Below are 15924 nucleotides of genomic sequence, written 5' to 3'. Positions count from 1 at the left end.
CTCGAGAATCTTTCGTGCCCGCTTAATCGCCCTGTTGTAAGCGTGACGAATAGCTGACTCGTCCTTGTTTTCAGCTCGCGCTATTTCGGCAAAGGAGTACCCGTCTAAAACAACCGCTTCGATTAGAAAGCGTTGGCGCTCAGACAGGCCAGCGAATGCCGTAGCCACCGCCTGCTTGTTGATGAAGTCGCGTTCGATATTAATATCGGCAGCGAAATGCATACCCTCCTTGGGAAACTCAGAGGGTGAGGAGTGCCGATCCCGGCGGGTGTCTGCCCGGTTAGTTTTCTTCCACCGCGCATCATGCTCAAGCAGCGCCTGAGCAATCGGGCTATCGGATAGGAGTTGAACTTCGACGTGTTCGTCAGTGACGTAATCGAAGCTGAATGTGGTGTAGTTGTGTGCCATGAGAGGCGTCCCTTCTGGTATGAAGGAGCCTCGTTAGGTGGTCACGGTTTATGGGATTGTTAGGTGCTACAAAGTGAGCACGGGCGCCAGCACACAGCAGTGAATGCTGTGTGCTGGTGCCCGCTGGTACCTAACGAGAACCCCGAAAACCGCTAAATTTTGCTAGTCTCGGAAATTGTTTTGTTCGCGCGAGTATTCAGTTTTGAAGCGAGGAGAGCGCCAGGAACCGGTATGCCGCAGCCTCCCCGGAACGGCTCTACTTCTTGCCTGACGGCTTCGTTTGAGCCAGTGCCGATGCTGCGACCGTCTTCGATGCCGCGCCGTAACGTCCATCCCGCATGATCCGAGATGCTTGTGACGCCACCTTCCGTGACGTCTGCTTACCATTGCGTTTTGCCATTTTTGCCACCTCCTCGCTTGTCACTCGTTTGTCAAATGTCCACGTCCGCTTGTGTGCGTTCGTGAAGTGGAGCGAGCCAATGTTGAAGGAATCCTGTAAAATCAGGAAACACACAACCTGTGCTCACATCCATGTAACTTCAGAATGCTGCACCAGTTTTCTGGCACTGAAGGAATAGCGATGGAGAGCGATGAATGGCGATGAAGGAGGCGCGCAGTAATGACAGACACGCCGCTTAAGCTGTTAATCGACAGATTGCGCCCTCTCATGAAAGGAACTCGCAGTCTCGGAAAGTTCTTAGCTGACCTAGTGGACTGCGGTCTTGTTGAGAATCCGAAATTCACTAATCGGACAGCTTTGGAGCTTCGAGCGGTAACAACGTGGAAGGGCTACGCTAATGGCTCAGACCCGTTAGGTGAGGATATTGCTAGCGAGCTCGCCGGGCGTTGGGATATTTACACGTTCAGTGACAATGTCATCGACGCGTATTCTGAAGATGCAGTCATCGCGCTGGTACCGACGTTAAGCCTCGTAGATTCAGCAGTGAATAAAGCAAATGTTGGTGAACGGCTCGGTTTGATCTTCCATACAATCTTCAAAGATGCCGCTGGATATGAGAATGTAAGGCTTCCTAACGCTTTGAATACTGCGATAGCGGCTGCGGATGCAAGCGGGGCTCCGTATATCGACTCAAAGACGAACAAGCTGCGCATCGTCGACCAAGCAGTAAACCTGCCACCGAAGCCAACCGTCCCGGATGAGATTCAGGAAAACGAACTCGTCTATATCCGAGCTCTGGTTCACGCCTACTGCGAGGCAGCGTCAACGCTTGGTCATGAGCCAGAAATTGAAGACATCCCGAAGCGCTTTGCTCAGCATTTTCAAGATCAGCGAAAAGCCTTCTACAGCGCTGAGTGGGTAAAAGAGACCTCCTGGGATTGCATCGAGAACGGGAGCGCATTATTCGACCAATTTCTTGAAACAATGCTGCAAGGAGTCATTGATACCAACCTCTCCTCATACCCTTCAGAACGAGAACGACTCTTGGCCACACTTAGCCAAGCAGTCAAAGTACAGCTAGATCGGATGAAACTAGCCCAAATCATCGATCTGATTGACGTATGGAGCAGAAAAGGCTCATGCCACGAACTAGTCAGCCAAGACAAGCTGGGGTGGTCTGCATGAATGCCACATCGGTTCTTGATTCGGAATACGAAACCGAGCTACGAATGCTGCTGCTCATGTATGCCTTGGATCGCCCCGCAACAATCGACTACCTGGCAGCATTCGACACGCTAAGCGTGAATGCAAAAACGCTGCACGTCGGCCAAACAAATCTCAACGGAGCACACCGCCTCGCATCAGGCGAACTCAAAACGCGAATCTCACTCGCACACGGCGCGCTACGCACACTCATCCTCAAAGGCCTCGTTGAGCTTCTGCCAGGAGATAACGGACTGAAATATCAGCTCACAGCCACAGGTATCACGGCCGTGAATAGGTTAAACAGCCCATATGCTTCGGCGCTTTTCTTATCTGCTATTGATGTACTTGAAACGATCAACACTGTCGACGACGCAATCATCACGTCCTATGTTGCGAAACAAAGTAGCCAAGGAGGCGAGCAATGAGAAGCGGATTTTGGATCAGCTCTGTAGGCGTGTACGGCCACGAATCGAAGCCCGACTCGGCTGTTTCCTTTGAGGCAGGTCTCAACGTGTTGTGCGGACCGTCAAACTCAGGCAAGTCATGGGTGCTAGGGTGCATCGACTATATGTTTGGTGCGTCGCAAAAATCGTTCGTTATCGATGAAAAACTCGGTTACACCTACGTGGGAATGACCCTTCAGACACCACGCGGGAAAATCACCCTGCATCGCCCTATCGGTGAAGGGCAAGGAACAGTCGACGTTACCAGCACGGACAGTTGGATTGTTTCAGGCGATTACAAAATCAATCCCTCTGCCCATGCCTTGCCACTGTCCTATCTATGGATTCGTCTCCTCGGCTTCGAGCATCCCGAAGAAGTCAAAGTCATCACGAGCAAAGAAATGACACTCAAATCCCTCACGTGGCGTACTTTCTGGCACGCACTGTACGCGGACGAGGATGCCATAACCACCAAGAACTCAATCCTGATGCCAGAACAAGCAACAGCACGAACAGGATTCAAATCAGCTCTTGCCACTCTCGTGACCGGCGAGGACTTCGCTGCATATGCTGATCGAGAATCACCAAAAGCACAGAAAATGCGCAATAACGCGGTGATCGATTACCTGGAAACGCTATCACCACGATTTGAGGAACGGCTCAAGATTATTGATGCTGCTCTTGGCAAAAGCACAGACGAAGATATCAACAATCAAGTTCAGGCACTATCAAACCAAGCGGCACAAATTCAGCGAGCAATTCAAGAATGGATGGTACAGAGCAAAGAAATAATTAAGGCGCTATCGGATGTTCGCGGTCAGCTCTCTGAAATGTCCTCTCTTGAAAGCCGATACCAGGAGCTCGCATCCTCCTATCAAGCCAGAATCCAGCGCTTCGATTTTGTTGTAGATGGCCACACAGTAACCGACGAATACCATGTAGAAGCCGCGTGCCCAGTGTGCTCTCAACAGCTCCCTGCTGAATTGAAAGAAACATACGCAGAGCCTGACATTCGGGAACGTGAAAGTCTCGAAGCTCGCCTTTTTGACCTCCGGCAAACAATGGCAGAGCTCGATAAAGAGCGCTCTGCACTGTTGGAAAAAGAACAACAACTATCGACCGAGTCGAAGAGAATCAACGCCATTATTAATACTGACCTCCAGCCCCAGCTTAATCAACTCACTAAAGCCATCAACGATCTAAGCGCGCTAAAAGGGCTACGAACAGAAAAAGAAGAAGTCTTTAAACAGCAAAGTGATACTGAAGCCGAGATCGTTCGTCGTAAAGGGCTGACGTTTCCAAAGAGTGATTTCAATCCGCTCGAGCATCTCCCCAAAGCATTCTGGGGCGGTATGGATACCAAGCTCTTAGACACTCTCGGCGCCTGCGCGTTTCCGCGTCTGCATGACGCTCATTTCAACAAGGAAAGCTTTGACGCAGTAGTGAACGGGAAAGCCAAAGCAAAAGAAGGCCAAGGCTACCGTTCGTTCGTTAACACAGCTGTCTTGCTCGCGCTCCGTAGCTACCTCGGTTCTGATGATGCCGAGTACAACCCTGGGCTATTGGTTATCGACACTCCACTGCTCGGTCTGGATGACCCACAGCTAGATCCAGATCTCCGCGAAGCAAGAGAAACGATCCCACAAGCCCTCTACGACTACCTCGCAACCGAGCAAGAACAAGGCCAAGTTATCGTTGTTGACAACACGAAATTCATGCCCGATATCAGCAGCATCAAAGAACGCTGCCATCTCATCAGATTCACTAAGCAAGCCAATCAAGGCCGATACGGCTTCCTCCTTGAAACTACTGACGAAGAACTAACAGACCCTGAGGCTGATGATGCAAACGAAAAGTAGGCTCGACTACAAGCCACTATGGAAGCTACTCATAGACCGAGACATGACCAAGACCGACCTTCAAAAAGCAACTGGACTTAGTGCCGCAACCATAGCAAAACTAGGACGAGGCGGAAACGTAACCACCGCTGTACTGGTGCGCATATGTGACGCACTGAATTGTCAGCTCAGCGACATCGCAACAATTGTTTTCCGAAGTGATTATGTCGAATCTGATCGTTGAAGTACGCCGCTCTTCGCATGTTGCTATATGGAAGGTAACAGAGGTTCTATTACTAGCATGAAAAACCAAGATGTTCTATCCAGGATCATTTCGTTGCATACGAGCGATTATCCACCGTCGAAATTGATACAGCCGTTTCCGATGCAAGGAAGCAAGAGAAAACAAGCTCCTCTCATCGCTCGCTTGGTACCAGACGATGCTGGACGCCTGTTCGAGCCTTTTTGTGGTTCTGCTGCGGTAAGTCTAGAAATCGCCCAACGAGGATTTCAAGGACCCATTTGTATCGGGGATGCGAACCAAGACATCACTACCCTTTGGCAAGCGATCATTGAGGAGCCGAACGCACTTGCAAATGGATATGAGCACTTATGGCTAGCTCAGTTTGAAACGACAGAGTCTCCTAGGGATTATTTTCTAAAGATACGCGATAGATACAACGCTGAGAATGTCAAACATTCCGAGGACTTTCTCTTCATTTTGAACCGGATTGTGAAAGGGGCACTTAGGTATAACTCCTTAGGAAAAATCAATCAGTCCGCTGATGCCCGTCGGTTCGGAGCAAAGCCGGCAGCAGTTAATAAGCGGATTACATTCGCACATTCGCTATTAAAAAATGCGACAGTATTTTCTGGTGATTGGCTGCGATGCCTTGATACGACAAACGAATCAGATATCGTCTATCTCGATCCGCCGTATCAAGGAACAACGGACACAAGAGATAAACGTTACTTCGCCGGTTTACCCTATGAAGAATTTGTTGCCGGAGTAGGTAATCTTGTCCAAAGGAATATCTCTGCGATTATTTCTTACGATGCAGTAGCTGGGCCAGTCACATACGGAAAGCCTTTGTATAAAGATGTTGATCTTCTGACATTTGACATCATCACCGGCGTCAGCTCCCAAGGCACATTACTTGGACGCTCCCAAGAATCTCACGAAGCGCTTTACGCGACTCCTGCTCTAGTGAAGCGACTGGGTGGCGTCGACGCCACGCTGCAGAGAGTTAAACCATTACAGGCAGATGCACTCTTCGATACACTGGTTTAGTGACACAGCGAGATACCAACGAACTTACCCCTGAAGAAAAACTACAAGTTGAAGCTCAGCTTGAACGCGGGAATGCATCGAAGCGCGCTCGAGACGTAGCACGCATCATTCTGGCAAATGGGAGCGCCACAACATCTGATATTGAAGCCCTTGGCTATAAACATAGCCCACGTGCTGTACGAGACTTAAGGGACGCGGGAGTTACTCTCGTTACAGAAACTGAAGTATACACAGATCCCGATACGGGTACCCAAAAACGACGTGGCCGTTACCGTATTGTTGGAATAGACCCCAGCGAACAAAGTAGACACGCATTTTCCAAGAAGACTATCGAAGCAGTGAAAGCTCCGGGACGCTGCGAGGTGTGTTCTGCAAAAGGCAAGCTTCAAGTAGATCACCGAGTTCCTTTTGCAATTGGTGGGGAAACATATCCGCATGTCCTCTCCGAATTAATGCCGTTATGTCCTTCATGCAACAGAGCGAAATCATGGACATGCGAGCATTGTCCTAATTGGCAGGACACGAGCGTCGAATTCTGCAAAACCTGCATGTGGGCGTCACCAAAGAGTTATAAACACATTGCTGAAGAGAATGTCAGGGAGCTTCGCGCTGTCTTGTACGAAGAAAATGATATTAAGCTATTCGATAAGTATCGCCCCGATTTGGTGAAGGTTCTTCATGAGTGGTTGCACGACAAAGATGCCAGCCATGAAGACTAATTAGTAGATCGCATAGGGAAAAGCTCGCCGCCTTAGCACTGGCGTCCAGCCTTTTGGTAGGTCTAGTGTTACAGCTTCGCCGGTGGTGAAGACGAAGCCGAGCTGGTTGCTGGTGAGCGCCATTCCACCTTCTACAATGGCAAGGAAGTCTGGCAGGAACAAGGAGGCTTCGGTGCTGGTTTCGTAGTGGCGCATCCGTGCGTGCAGCAGCTGAGAACTCACCTGGCAGCCGGTGGTCGCGAGCGTTCGGACGACAATTTTTCGTAGCTGATGCTGCGCTAGCACTTGGAATGCCTCCACGAGTTTGCGCTGCAGCACCTCTTGGTAGATGTGCGGGGTGGCGCAGGTGCCGCGCTTTAGGTGGTTGTGGCGCATTCCCAAACGTCCACGCGATTCGGGGTGCGGGCGTGCCAGGTCTTATGCCCGTACTTGCCGCCGCAGGATTCACACTCGATCAGCCCGGATGTTTCCCCACGTGAGTGTGCCATCCAGAGCAAGATTCGCCAAAAAGAAGTCTGCCAAGCAGTAATCCATCTGCCTCTCTTGAGCCGACTGTGAGTATATCGTGGCATGCACCTAGCTCCCCTTCACGTAGTGATTTCGCTAGTCATATACACGCTCTAAATCGCCCACTTATCCAGTTGTTTCGGCAGCTAATCTGTACCTTTTGGCGACTCTCGTACTTTTGCGCGAGTCTCGGCTCCGGCAGTGTCATCGGGTTCACTAGCGCCATAGCCCTTTACCCTTGAAAGCAAGAGCAACCGAAATCAGAACGAGAAGCGAGCATTGAACGCTCAACCGCAAGCGGCATTTCGCCTAGTGTCAAGCGAAAAGCCCGCCTAGCTCACCATCGCGAGCCAAACGGGCTTTGTATCCAATACGGATAGTTGTGAGAGCGGGCGACGGGAATCGAACCCGCGTAATCAGCTTGGAAGGCTGGGGCTCTACCATTGAGCTACGCCCGCGTGTAAATGAGTCTACCGGGTCTGATGGGTTTCCTCCAACTCGAACTTTCCGGTACTATGAACTGTACCTTTCCGGGGTGTAGCGCAGCTTGGTAGCGCGCCTGCTTTGGGAGCAGGATGTCGCAGGTTCAAATCCTGTCACCCCGACGAGCGAGCGCCACATGAAAGTTTACTTTCATGTGGCGCGAGCGAGGAGGGGTATGCAAGGCGAGCGGAGCGAGTCCTTGCTAATCCCCCGACGAAATGGTGTTGAGTGGGGGGCAAGGCGAGCGGAGCGAGTCCTTGCTAATCCCCCGACGAAATGGTGTTGCTACGTACTCGTTTTTGCGGTGCTGATGGGTCCGTAACCGTGCCCTAAATCCCCTCGGGCCGCGGCAAAATAAACCACCCGGCTCTAGGCACGCATTCCAAGTTGACCGTCCCGTACCCCAAGCGTTCCCCATCGGCAATGGGAGCCAACCCTTCCATCTCTAAGCTGACTTGGCGAGCCTCGTGAAAAGTCACCCCGGGAGCGCCGGCGAATTTCCCCCTCTTGGCAGCCAACAAGGGGCGAAGCACCTTCCGGCGGGGCATTGAGCTCAATGTCGATATCGAGAAAACCCCGTCGTAGCTGGAGGCTTGCGGAGCCACTACCACACCGCCTCCATAGCACTTTCCATTGGCTACGGCGCATAACGTCAGGTGATTCTCGCCCCAAACCACCCCGTCGAGACTGAGACGAACCGGGCGGGGATGGAACTTCGCCAGAATAATTAACAAGGACAAGATGTAGCGTAGCGAACCGTGCGGCCAGCGCATTTCCTGGGTTTTATCCGCCACCATTTGGTCAAACCCTACGCAGGTAATGGTGGACCACCAGCGCTGGCGTTCTTTGCCGCGCAAATCGGTAAAAGTCGCGAGTCCCAGGTCGGTTTGACTAACGTAACCATCCGCGATGATGCCCGCGGATTTACGCGGATTCAGCGGAATCCCATAGTGACGGGCATGGTCGTTGCCAGAACCTGCCGGAATAATCCCCAAAGGCTTGTCCGAACCAACCTGCTCCTGCAGGACCAGCGAAAGAATCCCGTCTCCACCGGAAACGACGATGGCGTCCACCGTGGAATCAGCCGCAGCCCGGCGAGCCGAGTCCCGGGCTTGTGCCGCAGTATCACTTGGAAAATCAACAATCTCCAGACCGCGTTGCTCCAGTACTTTCCGGGCTACCCGAGCAGTTTTGCGGGCGTGGCCTTTGGCGGAGGCCGGGTTCAAAATGAAGGCGACACGGCGGATGTTACGTGTTTCTTGGCGATAGCACCCCTCCGAGGGTGCGGTTTCGGGGTCGTCCGGAGGTCGGTAGTTCGCGTTTGTGTTGTCCGAAGGTCGGCCTGGTTGCGTGCTGTCCGAAATCTGGTCGTCAGGAAGTTGCTCGTACGCTTTCGCGCTGTCTGGAGGCCGGTGTTCTGACATGGCTTATCCGTAATTCGGTGTCTTTACCGGAAAATCACGGTGCGGTTGCCGTTCATCAACACGCGGTGCTCGGCGTGCCACTTCACGGCTTGAGCCAAGACTCGACGTTCCACGTCCTGACCTTGTTTACGCATATCGATGGCGGTAAACGTGTGATCCACTCGGGAAACGTCCTGTTCAATGATGGGACCTTCATCCAAATCTGCCGTGACATAGTGCGCGGTAGCCCCAATGAGTTTCACACCTCGGTCGTGGGCCTGGTCGTACGGCTTTGCACCCTTGAATGACGGTAGGAACGAGTGGTGAATGTTGATGATGCGCCCGCTCATCTCCCGGCACAGTTTGTCGGAAAGAATCTGCATATAGCGCGCCAGCACCACCAGTTCAACCTTTTCCGCGTCGACCAAGTCCAACAGTTGCCGTTCGGCTTCGGGTTTATTATCTTTCGTGACCGGTACCAAAATAAACGGTACTTGATAAAACGTTGCGATGGGAGCCAAATCGGGGTGGTTGCCCACGACCGCTTTCACATCGATTGGAATCGAATTATCACGCACGCGATAGAGCAGGTCGGACAGGCAATGCCCCTCTTTGGAAACCATGATGACGGTGCGCAGCGTCCGCCCAATCTGGTCCAAGTCCCAAGCCATCTGAAAATCGGCAGCTAAAGCCTCCACTCGGGCGTTAATGTCGTGAACGCTGGGAACATCCATCTCAACTCGCATAAAGAACAGTCCTGTGTCGGTGTCTGCGAACTGGGCCGATTGGATGATATTGCCTCCCGCGCCGGCTACCATGCCGGATACGGCGTGGACAATTCCGGGTCGGTCGGGGCAGGAGAGGGTGAGCACCAGCTTTATGGTGTCGCTCGACTTCGTTTCAGTCATGGTTCTTAGCATACCTTTTCCGCACGGTTTCGTTTAGGACTGAGCCGACAAGGGGTGTGCTTCAGCGGGGTCTTTCACAAGAGTCTGTGGTGAGGCTGGTTTTTCTGATTGGCTGTTAGTTTTCGCTGCCTAGATGATATCGGTGGCCTTAGATGATAACGGTAGTGAGGTCTAGGGCGGAGACCGGCGAAAAATCCGCCCTGCTCGGGGCGCGAGTGTCCGCAATCGCCGCCGTGATAGCCGCAATCTGCGCGCCGTTGTCGGTACAGAACTTCAGCGGGGGAATCCGCAGGGTGACGCCAGCACGCGCGCATTCCTCCGTCAGCCATTCGCGAAGCCGGGAATTAGCGGAATATCCGCCGCCCACCACCAGGGTTTTTGCCTCGAAATCGGTTAGCGCCCGCATAGTCTTGCTGACCAGGGAGTCGTTTACGGATTCCGAAAAACCGCGGCAAATATCCGCTACCGGCAGCCAGGGTTTCCCCTCGCGAGCGGGGGCGAAATCCTCCGTAAAGTCGGGGCGGCTATGTACTTCTGGGGCGGCTTCAAGCTGACTAACATAGCGAGCCACCGCAGTTTTCAGTCCGGAGAAAGAGAAATCATAAGGGTGGGTTTTTGCGTATTTTGCTCCGGCCAGACCGCGCGGAAATTCAATCGCTCCCAGTCTGCCTTCGCGGGCCAGGCGGTCTACGTGCGGCCCTCCCGGATAGGGCAGTCCCAGCACCCGCCCGACCTTATCAAAGGCTTCCCCTGAAGCATCGTCGAGGGTACCGCCCAGTTCCTTGATTCCACCTTGAGCCGCAAAATCGGTGATGAGCAGCAGGTTTGTGTGTCCGCCGCTGACGACCAGTCCCACCGCCGGCAGTTCCAGTTCGCCGTTGACCAACTGGTCCACCGCCAGGTGGCCGATGACGTGATTCACCCCGTAAAGCGGCTTACCAGTAGCGGCGGCCAGGGCTTTTGCTCCAGCGATTCCTACTGCCAGAGAACCAATCAACCCCGGACCAGCGGACACGCCAATCTGGTCAATGTCCGCGAGCTTCACGCCCGCCTCTTCTAATGCCTCACTGACCACGGGCAGGAACGACTCCAGATGCGCCCGTGAAGCAATTTCGGGAATGATCCCGCCATAGCGGGCATATTCATCCATCGAGGTTGCGACCACATTCGCCAGCAGCTGGGTTTTGCCCGCTACAATGGCGGCTCCAGTCTCGTCGCAGGTAGATTCGATTCCTAAAGTGAGTTTCGCACCGTTTAACACGCCTACATTTTAGTTGGTTTTCCCTGGCGTCTAAATTTCCGTGCAGCGCCGACACAGAATAGCCCGGTGTCGGCTACCCAAGCGCGTGGCGATTAGCGTCAAATCCTCGCCGTTCTTCTCAGTTGTGATCAGCAGTTTTCGGCGCAGCTGGGCGGGGGACACATCGGCTCCGCGTTTCTTAATTTCCAAAGACCTGAGTGGTCGCGTTTTTAGCGCCGTGCGAATCTTCTTTTCGTCCAAAGGCAGGACTTCCATGACCTCGAACCAGCTGCCCAGTTTCATGTCCGCCGCCTCTGGGACAGAAGTCCTGGTCAGATAGGCGATTTTTATCGATACCGTTTTTGTGTATGTTTTATCTGCAACTTGAGCCAGCAGTCCCGCCCGGATGATTGCGTCATCAGGTTCAAAAATCCATTTCCCCAGTTCGTCTTCGGTCGCAATAGTCTCGCTCAACTCGGCAGGCGTGTTGCACGGGGCAGCGGTTTCATCGTGCAGCACAGTCACAATCTTTCCGTTCTTGTCCATCAACAGAGCGGAGCGTCCCTGTTGGCGAATCAAGTCGCCCAGCCAGATTCCCGCCTCCACAAGCTCGCCTCCCACGGAAATCCACTGGGTTTCGCTCTGCGCCGGCAGGGCTTGATAGTTGATTCCAGGGGCGATCTTTACGCCAAGGTTCCCGTGCGGAATCTCGTCTTGCCAAGCGAGAATGCGGGAAAGTGGGGGTTTCCAAGACTCCGGCTGAAGTCGCCTGCCTGAAGCATCGCGCCGGGCTGGGTCTGCAAAAGCGCCGTCCATCCCTTCGGCACGCAACTGTTGCCAGTCCAGCTCCAAAATATCTGCCTGCGTGACCCGGGCCTCGGGATAGGCGCGCAGGTTCATCAAAGCCGCCGCCGCGGTGGCTTCATCGAGTTCAAAAGCCGTTACCAGCAGCCCCAAACCGGCCAACGCCAGGGACTCAGTCCCTAACCCGCAACCCAAATCAGCGACCTTGTGACAACCGGCGTCACGAAAACGTCCGGCGTGTACGGCAGCCACCGGTAAACGCGTGGCCTGCTCCAAACCGTCTCGGGTGAACAGCATGCCTTGCGCGAAATCCCCGAATTTGACCCGCGCTGCCTCCCGCAGCTCCAGCTGGGTCAAAATGGCTGCCACCAGCTCCGGCGCGACACCGCGTTTCCGTAAGCCGGCGCTCAATTGGTCTGCGAGCGCCGGCGTATAGGGTCCCATAGTTCCCAAGGATTCCAACAATTGGAATCCGTCTTTGCTTAACACGGGCACCAGCGAATTTACAGCCATAGTTCAATCCTAAGGGTGACCAGAGCCAAAGAGGGAACCTCACGGAACGGCGCCAAAATAGTGCGACATGAAAGTGACTTAGCACTCGGGTTGCGAGAGTGCTAAATGCGGCATAAAATACAAATTGACTGGCAGGGTGCCACCCGCGACGGCGCTCGGTTGGTGAAATATCATCAGGAACTTAGAGAAAGGGCAATCGCAGTGTCGGTTTGCATTAAACCTTTGGAAGATCGGGTTGTTATCAAGCAGCTGGAAGCGGAAACGGTTACCGCTTCGGGGCTGGTCATCCCGGATATGGCAAAAGAAAAGCCGCAGGAAGGCACCGTCGTGGCGGTAGGCCCCGGTCGCGTTGACGACAAGGGCGTGCGTGTGCCGATGGATGTCAAGGAAGGCGACAAGGTCATTTACGCCAAGTACGGCGGCACCGAAGTCAAGTACCAGGGTGAGGAATACGTTATTCTCTCCGCTCGCGACTTGCTCGCTGTAGTTGAGTAATCGATACACACTTTTTGAAAAGGCCGGACGTATGTCCGGTCTTTTCTGTTAAGTTATAGATTCACCCGTCCCGGTCCTCCCCAGCGCGGCAACGCCGAAACTGTGGGAATATGAGGGGCACCGGGACACCTGTAACGCTTGCTTAATAGCCCAGTCATCTCTGCGCGCCAATCTCTTGACGGGTTTCCGGACCACTACTACGCTGGAAGGCATGACTAGGAAATTAGCATTAGTTCGTCGCCCCAGCCCCAAAATGGCTGATGGCATTGTGACACACATTGAAAAGTCTGCCGTCTCTTATGATCTGGGTTTGCGCCAGTGGGAAGGCTACGTCAAGGCACTCAATGATAACGGGTGGGAAACCGTCGAGGTTGAGCCCGCTCCGGATTGCCCTGATTCGGTATTCATTGAGGATCCTGTTTTCGTCTATGGGGATCTCGCTATCATCACTCGCTCTGGAGCTCCGGAGCGTCGCGCTGAGGTTGCGGGAGTTGAAAAGGCTGTTCGGGACGCAGGGTACCGCGTGGCTTACATCAAGGAACCCGGCACCGTAGACGGGGGAGATATCCTGAAATTTGACGGTAAAGTCTGGGTCGGACAAACTCCCGGCGGCCGCACCAACGAAGAAGGGGTGCGCCAGCTTGCCGAGTACTTGAAGGAATTCGATGCGGAAGTCATCCCCGTGGAAATGACCAAGGTGCTCCACCTCAAGAGCGGCGTTACCGCCTTGTACGACGGCACCGTAGTCGGCTACAAACCGCTGGTGGACGACCCGACCGTGTGGGACAAGTTCATGGAAGTTCCCGAAGAACCCGGTTCGCACGTCGTTCTGCTCGAGGATAACAAGATTCTGATGTCCGCTGCCGCGCCCAAGTCCAAAGAACTCTTTGAGAGCATGGGCTACGAGGTGGTCGCGGTAGACATCGGCGAGTACGAAAAGCTCGAAGGTTGTGTGACCTGCCTGTCTGTGCGTCTGCGCGGTGACGTGGGCTAACGAGCAAACTGGACTTTTCGCCATAATCCGGCGCGTCCGAAATATAACGTTTCGGCGGGTGGAGCAGGCGATTAGGTTTACGGTTATATAGACATTTGGGGGGCTGAGCCACTGGCTCAGCCCCCCAAATATATGCAATTTCTAGCGGCGGATTCGCCCCCGCCCGGGCTCTACAGGTTTAAGCGGATTTAGCCTCCCGTTCCTTCCAGTAAGCGGCGCGTTCCTCCTCAGTCATGCCACCCCAGATGCCATAAGGTTCATGGGCATCCAAAGCGTAACTGCGGCACTGTTCCAATACTGGACAAGTCGCGCAAATCGCTTTGGCCTGCGCAGCACGCCGCCGCCGGGTTCCCCCGCGTTCACCGTCTGGATGGAAGAAAGCCGCCGTCCCCAAATCCTTACAGGCAGCTTCATCCTGCCATTCCCAAGATTCAATAGTCGGAGCGGGGAGATACGTTACATTACTCATTTTCTTCCTTTCCCTCGCGGTGTTTTCTTACTCTTCAAGACTAGGTGGTGGGCCGGCAATCCAGCGTCCTACCACAGGACGATTTAGACTCGCCAGACCGTCCTTCAGTAGTAGTGAACCAAACTCTGAACCCAATCCGAGCGAATCACCGTCAAATCCGGCTTGAACTGCGATTCCCACCCCGTCAGTACTGTTAGCGCTGGAGCGTTAGAATAAACATCAGCATTAAACGAATTATTCCCGGGTATTTAAGGAAGGCATATGAGCGAAATCACGAATCCCTTGCAAGACCTTGAAAACGGTGTAGAGCCGCGGTTTTTAACCGGTTTGACCTACGACGACGTGCTGTTATTGCCTGAGGTTACAGATGTGATTCCCGCCGAAGTGGACACGTCCACTCGCTTTTCCAAAGAAATCAAACTGCATATCCCCCTGATTTCCGCCGCTATGGACACCGTGACTGAATCACGGATGGCGATTGCTATGGCGCGTCAGGGCGGCATAGGGATTTTGCACCGTAACCTTTCCATCGAGAGCCAAGCCCAACAGGTGCGTCAAGTGAAACGCTCCGAGTCGGGCATGGTGACCGATCCCGTCACCATCGGCCCCAACGCCACCATTGAACAGCTCGACGAACTATGCGCCAAGTATCGGGTATCGGGCTTGCCCGTCGTGACTGACGACTACGAATTGCTGGGTATCATTACCAATCGTGACCTGCGTTTCGTGCCCACCACCCAGTGGAGCACCAAGACAGTACAGGAATGCATGACGCCGATGCCGTTGATTACCGGGCGCACCGGTATCTCTCGCGAAGAAGCGATGAAGCTGCTGGCAGAAAATCGTATAGAGAAACTGCCATTGATTGATGAAAACGGCAAGTTGACCGGCCTCATTACGGTCAAAGACTTTGTTAAGACCGAGCAGTTCCCGCACGCTACTAAAGATTCCCAAGGTCGTTTGGTAGTGGGCGCAGCTATCGGCTACTGGGGAGACGCATGGGAACGCGCTCAGGCCCTGGCCGAGGCAGGTGTCGATGCCCTGATTGTGGATACCGCAAACGGCGGGGCCAAGCTAGCTTTAGAGATGATTACGCGAATCAAGAACGATTCGGGGTTCTCCGGGGTGCAAGTTGTGGGCGGTAACGTCGCCACCAGGGAGGGCGCACAAGCCTTGATTGATGCGGGCGTTGACGGGGTCAAGGTCGGTGTTGGTCCGGGGTCCATTTGTACCACTCGCGTGGTGGCTGGGGTGGGGGTGCCCCAGATTACCGCCATTATGATGGCTGCAGAAGCGTGTGCCCGTGCGGATGTGCCGCTGATTGCCGATGGCGGTTTGCAGTATTCAGGCGATATTGCCAAAGCCTTGGTTGCCGGAGCTCAGACGGTGATGCTGGGTTCCCTGTTGGCTGGCTGTGAAGAATCCCCAGGTGAACTCGTGTTCATGAACGGTAAACAGTGGAAGCACTACCGCGGAATGGGTTCGCTCGGGGCCATGAGTTCGCGCGGCCGCAAGTCCTACTCAAAGGATCGCTATTTCCAGGCCGATGTCTCTAGCGACGACAAGATTGTTCCCGAAGGCATTGAAGGCCAGGTTCCCTACCAAGGCACCCTCGGCTCGGTGGTGTATCAGCTGGTGGGAGGGTTACACCAGTCGATGTTCTATACCGGGGCACATACCATTGAGGAGCTGCGCCATCGGGGTCGTTTTGTGCGTATCACCCAGGCAGGCTTGCGGGAATCTCATCCTCATGATGTTGAAGTCACCGTGGAAGCCCCGAACTATCAACGTCACTGAGGCTGG

The 15924-nt window shown here is 53.9% G+C and carries 16 protein-coding genes and 2 tRNA genes; 10 read left to right on the top strand and 8 right to left on the bottom strand.

Translation table 11 applies throughout. The annotated features are described in order from the left end of the window. Nucleotides 1–408: sigma factor-like helix-turn-helix DNA-binding protein (locus tag SPI05_RS01780; protein ID WP_321075590.1), on the bottom strand; the 408-nt coding region annotated here is incomplete at its 3' end. A gap of 619 nt (nucleotides 409–1027) precedes the next feature. Between SPI05_RS01780 and SPI05_RS01775 the strand changes: the two genes are divergently transcribed. Genes SPI05_RS01775 through SPI05_RS01750 form a run of 6 tightly spaced genes read left to right on the top strand, consistent with a single transcriptional unit; the run spans nucleotide 1028 to nucleotide 6305 of the window. After that, nucleotides 1028–1993 carry an ABC-three component system protein gene (locus SPI05_RS01775; protein ID WP_321075589.1) on the top strand — a complete coding sequence of 322 codons (966 nt, stop codon included), beginning with the start codon at nucleotides 1028–1030 and terminating at the stop codon, nucleotides 1991–1993. After that, the gene (locus tag SPI05_RS01770; protein ID WP_321075587.1) at nucleotides 1990–2439 is read left to right on the top strand and encodes an ABC-three component system middle component 2; all 450 of its coding nucleotides are present in this window, start codon (nucleotides 1990–1992) and stop codon (nucleotides 2437–2439) included. The genes SPI05_RS01775 and SPI05_RS01770 overlap by 4 nt, the downstream gene beginning before the upstream one ends. Further along, a complete protein-coding gene (locus SPI05_RS01765) occupies nucleotides 2436–4316 on the top strand; it encodes a hypothetical protein (protein WP_321075586.1) in 1881 nt (626 codons plus the stop codon). The genes SPI05_RS01770 and SPI05_RS01765 overlap by 4 nt, the downstream gene beginning before the upstream one ends. Then, complete coding sequence (locus SPI05_RS01760) at nucleotides 4300–4539, top strand: helix-turn-helix domain-containing protein (RefSeq protein WP_414601951.1); 240 nt, start codon at nucleotides 4300–4302, stop codon at nucleotides 4537–4539. The genes SPI05_RS01765 and SPI05_RS01760 overlap by 17 nt, the downstream gene beginning before the upstream one ends. 57 nt (nucleotides 4540–4596) lie before the next feature. Continuing rightward, nucleotides 4597–5586, top strand: a complete 990-nt coding sequence (locus tag SPI05_RS01755) for a DNA adenine methylase (RefSeq protein WP_321075582.1) — start codon at nucleotides 4597–4599, stop codon at nucleotides 5584–5586. After that, nucleotides 5586–6305, top strand: a complete 720-nt coding sequence (locus tag SPI05_RS01750; RefSeq protein WP_321075581.1) for an HNH endonuclease signature motif containing protein — start codon at nucleotides 5586–5588, stop codon at nucleotides 6303–6305. Before SPI05_RS01755 ends, SPI05_RS01750 begins: the two co-directional genes overlap by 1 nt. On the opposite strand, the gene SPI05_RS01745 is transcribed toward SPI05_RS01750, so the two are convergent. Both SPI05_RS01745 and SPI05_RS01740 read right to left on the bottom strand, forming a co-directional pair. Continuing rightward, complete coding sequence (locus tag SPI05_RS01745) at nucleotides 6306–6680, bottom strand: hypothetical protein (RefSeq protein ID WP_321075579.1); 375 nt, start codon at nucleotides 6678–6680, stop codon at nucleotides 6306–6308. A 519-nt stretch (nucleotides 6681–7199) separates the two neighbouring features. Beyond that, nucleotides 7200–7270: transfer RNA gene (locus tag SPI05_RS01740), tRNA-Gly, on the bottom strand. 73 nt (nucleotides 7271–7343) lie between these two features. Between SPI05_RS01740 and SPI05_RS01735 the strand changes: the two genes are divergently transcribed. Next, nucleotides 7344–7417 (top strand) — tRNA-Pro (locus SPI05_RS01735). Nucleotides 7418–7624: 207 nt separating this feature from the next. Here the strand turns inward: SPI05_RS01735 and SPI05_RS01730 are convergent. From SPI05_RS01730 to SPI05_RS01715, 4 genes are all read right to left on the bottom strand, one after another. After that, nucleotides 7625–8719 (bottom strand): diacylglycerol kinase family protein, encoded by a 1095-nt coding sequence (locus SPI05_RS01730; RefSeq protein WP_321075578.1) that lies wholly within the window; start codon nucleotides 8717–8719, stop codon nucleotides 7625–7627. A gap of 23 nt (nucleotides 8720–8742) precedes the next feature. Beyond that, on the bottom strand, nucleotides 8743–9606 hold the full coding sequence (purU, locus tag SPI05_RS01725) for a formyltetrahydrofolate deformylase (RefSeq protein WP_321075576.1): 864 nt from the start codon (nucleotides 9604–9606) through the stop codon (nucleotides 8743–8745). A gap of 148 nt (nucleotides 9607–9754) precedes the next feature. Beyond that, nucleotides 9755–10867 (bottom strand): tRNA (adenosine(37)-N6)-threonylcarbamoyltransferase complex transferase subunit TsaD, encoded by a 1113-nt coding sequence (gene tsaD, locus SPI05_RS01720; RefSeq protein WP_321075574.1) that lies wholly within the window; start codon nucleotides 10865–10867, stop codon nucleotides 9755–9757. 30 nt (nucleotides 10868–10897) lie between these two features. Then, complete coding sequence (locus tag SPI05_RS01715) at nucleotides 10898–12163, bottom strand: class I SAM-dependent methyltransferase (protein ID WP_321075571.1); 1266 nt, start codon at nucleotides 12161–12163, stop codon at nucleotides 10898–10900. Between the two features lie 201 nt (nucleotides 12164–12364). On the opposite strand from SPI05_RS01715, the gene groES reads away from it, so the two are divergent. Beyond that, complete coding sequence (groES, locus tag SPI05_RS01710) at nucleotides 12365–12658, top strand: co-chaperone GroES (RefSeq protein WP_036324231.1); 294 nt, start codon at nucleotides 12365–12367, stop codon at nucleotides 12656–12658. A 211-nt stretch (nucleotides 12659–12869) separates the two neighbouring features. Then, nucleotides 12870–13652, top strand: coding sequence for a dimethylargininase (gene ddaH, locus SPI05_RS01705; RefSeq protein ID WP_295026814.1), 783 nt, complete (start codon nucleotides 12870–12872; stop codon nucleotides 13650–13652). Between the two features lie 178 nt (nucleotides 13653–13830). Here the strand turns inward: ddaH and SPI05_RS01700 are convergent, their stop codons facing one another. After that, nucleotides 13831–14121 (bottom strand): WhiB family transcriptional regulator, encoded by a 291-nt coding sequence (locus tag SPI05_RS01700; protein WP_321075568.1) that lies wholly within the window; start codon nucleotides 14119–14121, stop codon nucleotides 13831–13833. Between the two features lie 261 nt (nucleotides 14122–14382). Here SPI05_RS01700 and guaB point away from each other — a divergent pair, with 261 nt between their 5' ends. Further along, on the top strand, nucleotides 14383–15918 hold the full coding sequence (gene guaB, locus SPI05_RS01695) for an IMP dehydrogenase (protein WP_321075566.1): 1536 nt from the start codon (nucleotides 14383–14385) through the stop codon (nucleotides 15916–15918). The last annotated feature ends 6 nt before the right edge of the window (nucleotides 15919–15924 follow it).

Origin of the sequence: Mobiluncus sp. (genome assembly GCF_034180645.1) — a bacterium.
Lineage (GTDB): Bacteria > Actinomycetota > Actinomycetes > Actinomycetales > Actinomycetaceae > Mobiluncus.
This window is presented reverse-complemented; position numbering and strand designations above follow the sequence as displayed.

What these genes read in the sequence shown, in the direction of transcription:
- SPI05_RS01775 (WP_321075589.1), top strand. Translation starts at nt 1,028, where the DNA reads ATGACAGACACGCCGCTTAAGCTGTTAATCGACAGATTGCGCCCTCTC.
- SPI05_RS01770 (WP_321075587.1), top strand. Translation starts at nt 1,990, where the DNA reads ATGAATGCCACATCGGTTCTTGATTCGGAATACGAAACCGAGCTACGA.
- SPI05_RS01765 (WP_321075586.1), top strand. Translation starts at nt 2,436, where the DNA reads ATGAGAAGCGGATTTTGGATCAGCTCTGTAGGCGTGTACGGCCACGAA.
- SPI05_RS01760 (WP_414601951.1), top strand. Translation starts at nt 4,300, where the DNA reads ATGCAAACGAAAAGTAGGCTCGACTACAAGCCACTATGGAAGCTACTC.
- SPI05_RS01755 (WP_321075582.1), top strand. Translation starts at nt 4,597, where the DNA reads ATGAAAAACCAAGATGTTCTATCCAGGATCATTTCGTTGCATACGAGC.
- SPI05_RS01745 (WP_321075579.1), bottom strand. Translation starts at nt 6,680, where the DNA reads ATGCGCCACAACCACCTAAAGCGCGGCACCTGCGCCACCCCGCACATC.
- SPI05_RS01730 (WP_321075578.1), bottom strand. Translation starts at nt 8,719, where the DNA reads ATGTCAGAACACCGGCCTCCAGACAGCGCGAAAGCGTACGAGCAACTT.
- purU (WP_321075576.1), bottom strand. Translation starts at nt 9,606, where the DNA reads ATGACTGAAACGAAGTCGAGCGACACCATAAAGCTGGTGCTCACCCTC.
- SPI05_RS01715 (WP_321075571.1), bottom strand. Translation starts at nt 12,163, where the DNA reads ATGGCTGTAAATTCGCTGGTGCCCGTGTTAAGCAAAGACGGATTCCAA.
- ddaH (WP_295026814.1), top strand. Translation starts at nt 12,870, where the DNA reads ATGACTAGGAAATTAGCATTAGTTCGTCGCCCCAGCCCCAAAATGGCT.
- SPI05_RS01700 (WP_321075568.1), bottom strand. Translation starts at nt 14,121, where the DNA reads ATGAGTAATGTAACGTATCTCCCCGCTCCGACTATTGAATCTTGGGAA.
- guaB (WP_321075566.1), top strand. Translation starts at nt 14,383, where the DNA reads ATGAGCGAAATCACGAATCCCTTGCAAGACCTTGAAAACGGTGTAGAG.